At 72.8% G+C, this 3,330-nt stretch carries 4 protein-coding genes; 3 read left to right on the top strand and 1 reads right to left on the bottom strand.

What is annotated here, in order from left to right; all coding sequences use genetic code 11:
- Positions 1 to 183: 183 nt before the first annotated feature.
- Positions 184 to 1,398: a sensor histidine kinase gene (locus ACSNOK_RS31930; RefSeq protein WP_436784281.1), complete on the bottom strand. Its 1,215-nt coding sequence runs from the start codon at positions 1,396 to 1,398 to the stop codon at positions 184 to 186.
- Positions 1,399 to 1,582: 184 nt separating this feature from the next.
- Here ACSNOK_RS31930 and ACSNOK_RS31925 point away from each other — a divergent pair, with 184 nt between their 5' ends.
- The 3 genes from ACSNOK_RS31925 to ACSNOK_RS31915 form a co-directional block, all read left to right on the top strand.
- On the top strand, positions 1,583 to 2,008 hold the full coding sequence (locus tag ACSNOK_RS31925; RefSeq protein WP_436784280.1) for an NADH-quinone oxidoreductase subunit A: 426 nt from the start codon (positions 1,583 to 1,585) through the stop codon (positions 2,006 to 2,008).
- Positions 1,978 to 2,745, top strand: coding sequence for an NADH-quinone oxidoreductase subunit B (locus tag ACSNOK_RS31920; protein ID WP_436784279.1), 768 nt, complete (start codon positions 1,978 to 1,980; stop codon positions 2,743 to 2,745). The genes ACSNOK_RS31925 and ACSNOK_RS31920 overlap by 31 nt, the downstream gene beginning before the upstream one ends.
- Positions 2,742 to 3,330: NADH-quinone oxidoreductase subunit C (locus ACSNOK_RS31915; RefSeq protein WP_436784278.1), on the top strand; the 589-nt coding region annotated here is incomplete at its 3' end. The genes ACSNOK_RS31920 and ACSNOK_RS31915, both read left to right, overlap by 4 nt.

Below are 3,330 nucleotides of genomic sequence, written 5' to 3'. Positions count from 1 at the left end.
GTGTCCTAGGGGTGGGGTTCTCCCTACCCCTAGGGGCAGGGAAGGGCAGGGCAGGGCAGGGAAGGGCGCGGCGAAGGGGGAACGGAAGTCGGAAGCGGGAACGGCAGCGGCAGCGGCAGCGGCAGCGGAATCGGCAACGGTCGGCAACGGAATCGGCAACCGAAGCCGAACGTTCCGGCGCCGTCAGTTCCGGGACCGCCACGGCAGTTCCGCAGTGATCACCGTAGGCCCGCCGACGGGCGACTCGACCTCGAACAGCCCGTCCACCGAGCCCAGCCGTTCCGCGAGTCCGGCGAGCCCGCTGCCGGCCGCGGTGGACGCGCCACCCTGCCCGTCGTCCCGTACCTGGAGCAGCAACCGGTCGCCAGCCCGCCACACCTCGACCTCGGCGGTCCGGGCCCGGCTGTGCTTGCTGACGTTCTGGAGGAGCTCGGAGACGGTGAAGTAGGCGATGCCCTCGATCGCGGGCGCCGGGCGGCTGTCGAGCTCCACGTGTACGGCGACGGGAACCGTGCAGCGCCCGGCCACCGACGACAGGGCGGCGTCCAGGCCGCGGTCGGTCAGTACCGCCGGGTGGATGCCGCGGGCGAGGTCGCGCAGTTCCTGGAGGGCGAGTTTCACCTCGCCGTGCGCCTCGTCGACCATCTTCGCCGCGGCCTCCGGGTCCTCCAGCACCTTCTCCTTCGCCAGCCCCAGCCCCATGGCCAGGGCGACGAGCCGGGCCTGGGCGCCGTCGTGCAGGTCCCGTTCGATGCGCCGCAGGTCGGCGGCGGCCGTGTCCACCACGATCCCCCGGTCCTGCTCCAGCTCCGCCACGCGCCGCTCCAGCTCGTCGGAGGGACACAGCAGTCCGCGCGCCATCGCCCGGTCGACCGTGGTCATGGCCCGCGCCAGGTGCCCGAGGACCGGCCAGGCGACGAAGAGGGCGCACAGGATCACGCCGAAGGTGAGCACCCCCCACGGCAGCCGGATCAGCGCGTAGAGCGTGGTGCGCCAGGCCACCGTGTCCTTCAGCGTCGACCAGACCCAGCCGACGGCTCTCCGGCGGGACCCGCCGCGCGGCATCAGGCTCGGTTCGTCGATCCGGACGCCGAGCAGCGCCCGCGCCCGGCTCCGCTCCAGCCGTCCCACGTACCGCACCCCGACCAGACCCACCGCCAGCAGCGGCAGACCCACCACGGTGAACGAGAGCACCACGCCCGCGAACAGCCACAGCGCGACGTACGTGAACCCCAGGAGCCCCGTCAGCAGGTTGCACAGCAGGTACAGGACCTCTTTCCAGGTCCACGCGTCGAAGGCGAGCCGGGCGGGCGGCAGCCGCTCGTCCCCGGCCTCGTCCCCGTGAGGGTCGGCGGTCCGGGGCCGGGCGGGCGTCGGGGTGGCGGTACGGGCGGTCACGGTCCAAGCCTGCCCGGCGCCCGGGGCTGCGCGCCATGGGGGCCCCGGGAGCCGTCCCGGTGGGGAGAACCCCACCCCCGCCGGGCAGCGCTGCCCGCTCCCGGCCCCGCAACACCTAGACTCCTGTGCGTACAGATCGTCGAATGCGGACGAACAGCCGCGCACAGGGAGTGAGGGACCGGACGTGCCGGAGGCAACCGCGCGCATCGCGACGGCCGACGCCCGGCTCGCGGCGGAATCCGCCGCCTACTTCGACGGCTACGGCCTGGTCGCTCTTCTCGCTGTCCTCGGCGTGCTCTTCGTCGCCGTCGCGTTCGGCGCCGGACGGCTGCTGCGGCCCGTCGTGCCGACGCCGGAGAAGCTGCTGACGTACGAGTGCGGCGTCGACCCCGTCGGCGAGGGCTGGGCCCACACCCAGGTGCGCTACTACGTCTACGCCTTCCTGTACGTGATCTTCGCGGTGGACTCGGTCTTCCTGTTCCCCTGGGCGACGGTCTTCGCCGCGCCCGGTTACGGTGCCGCCACCCTGGTCGAGATGTTCGTCTTCCTCGGCTTCCTCGCCGTTGGCCTGTTGTACGCATGGAAGAAGGGCGTCCTGGAGTGGACGTGACACGCGCCGAGCCGGTCGGCCTGCCCGAGCCCCGCCGCCTGGGCGCGCTGGCCCGGCTGGCCCCCGAGCCCATGAAGGTGATCCTCAACTGGGGGCGCCGCTACAGCCTCTGGGTGTTCAACTTCGGTCTCGCCTGCTGCGCGATCGAGTTCATCGCCGCGTCCATGGCCCGGCACGACTTCATCCGCCTCGGCGTCATCCCGTTCGCGCCGGGCCCCCGCCAGGCCGACCTCATGATCGTCTCCGGCACGGTGACGGACAAGATGGCGCCCGCGGTCAAGCGGCTGTACGAGCAGATGCCCGAGCCGAAGTACGTCATCTCGTTCGGCGCCTGCTCCAACTGCGGCGGCCCCTACTGGGACTCCTACTCCGTCACCAAGGGCGTCGACCAGATCATTCCGGTGGACGTCTACGTCCCCGGCTGCCCGCCCCGGCCCGAGGCGCTCCTCCAGGGCATCCTCAAGCTCCAGGAGAAGATCGCGGCCGAGTCGACGGCGGAGCGGTACGGCGCACCGGCGCCGGCCGCCGCCGTGCCGGCCGCGTCCGTCGCGGAACTGCGCAGCGCGCCGGTGGCGCCGCCGGCGGGGGCGGACCCTGAGAAGGGCTCTGGGGGCACCCCCGGGGACGACCCTGATAAGGGTTCCGGGACGACCGGTCCGGCGGACGGCGGCGGAAACGCCTCACTGAAGGACTCGCGGAACGGCCAGGAGAACGGCTCCGGGGAGGACGGCCGATGACCGGCTGGCTGCCCGCACCCGTCACCGAGGTCTTCGGCGCGGACGCCACGGCCGAGGAGGCGTACGGCCTGCTCACCGCCGACGTCCCCGCCGCGTCCTGGCTCACCGCCCTCACCGCCGCCCGCGACGTGCTCGGCTGCACCTTCTTCGACTGGCTGAGCGCCGTCGACGAACCCGGTACCGGCTTCCTCGTCTGCGCCCACGTCGTCGCCCTGCCGACCCCCGCCGACGCGTCCGTCCGCCGTCTCGTCGTCCGTACCACCGTGCCGCACGACGCGCCCGCGCTGCCCACCGCCGTGGGCGTGTACGCCGGTGCGGGCTGGCACGAGCGCGAGACGCACGAGATGTTCGGCGTCGACTTCACCGGCCACCCCAACCTGGTTCCGCTGCTGCTTCCCGAAGGCTTCGAGGGCCACCCGCTGCGCAAGGACTTCGTCCTGGCGGCGCGCGTCGTCAAGGCGTGGCCGGGTGCGAAGGAGCCGGGGGAATCCGACCACGGTGGGCCCAAGCGGCGGCAGATGCTCCCGCCCGGCGTCCCCGACCCCAACGAGTGGGGCCCCCTCAAGGGCCTGTCTCTTATACACA

This window comes from Streptomyces sp. URMC 126 (assembly GCF_051386555.1).
Classification (GTDB): Bacteria; Actinomycetota; Actinomycetes; order Streptomycetales; family Streptomycetaceae; genus Streptomyces.
Note: the sequence above shows the minus strand (reverse complement) of the source record. Positions and strands in the feature narration are given on the sequence as shown.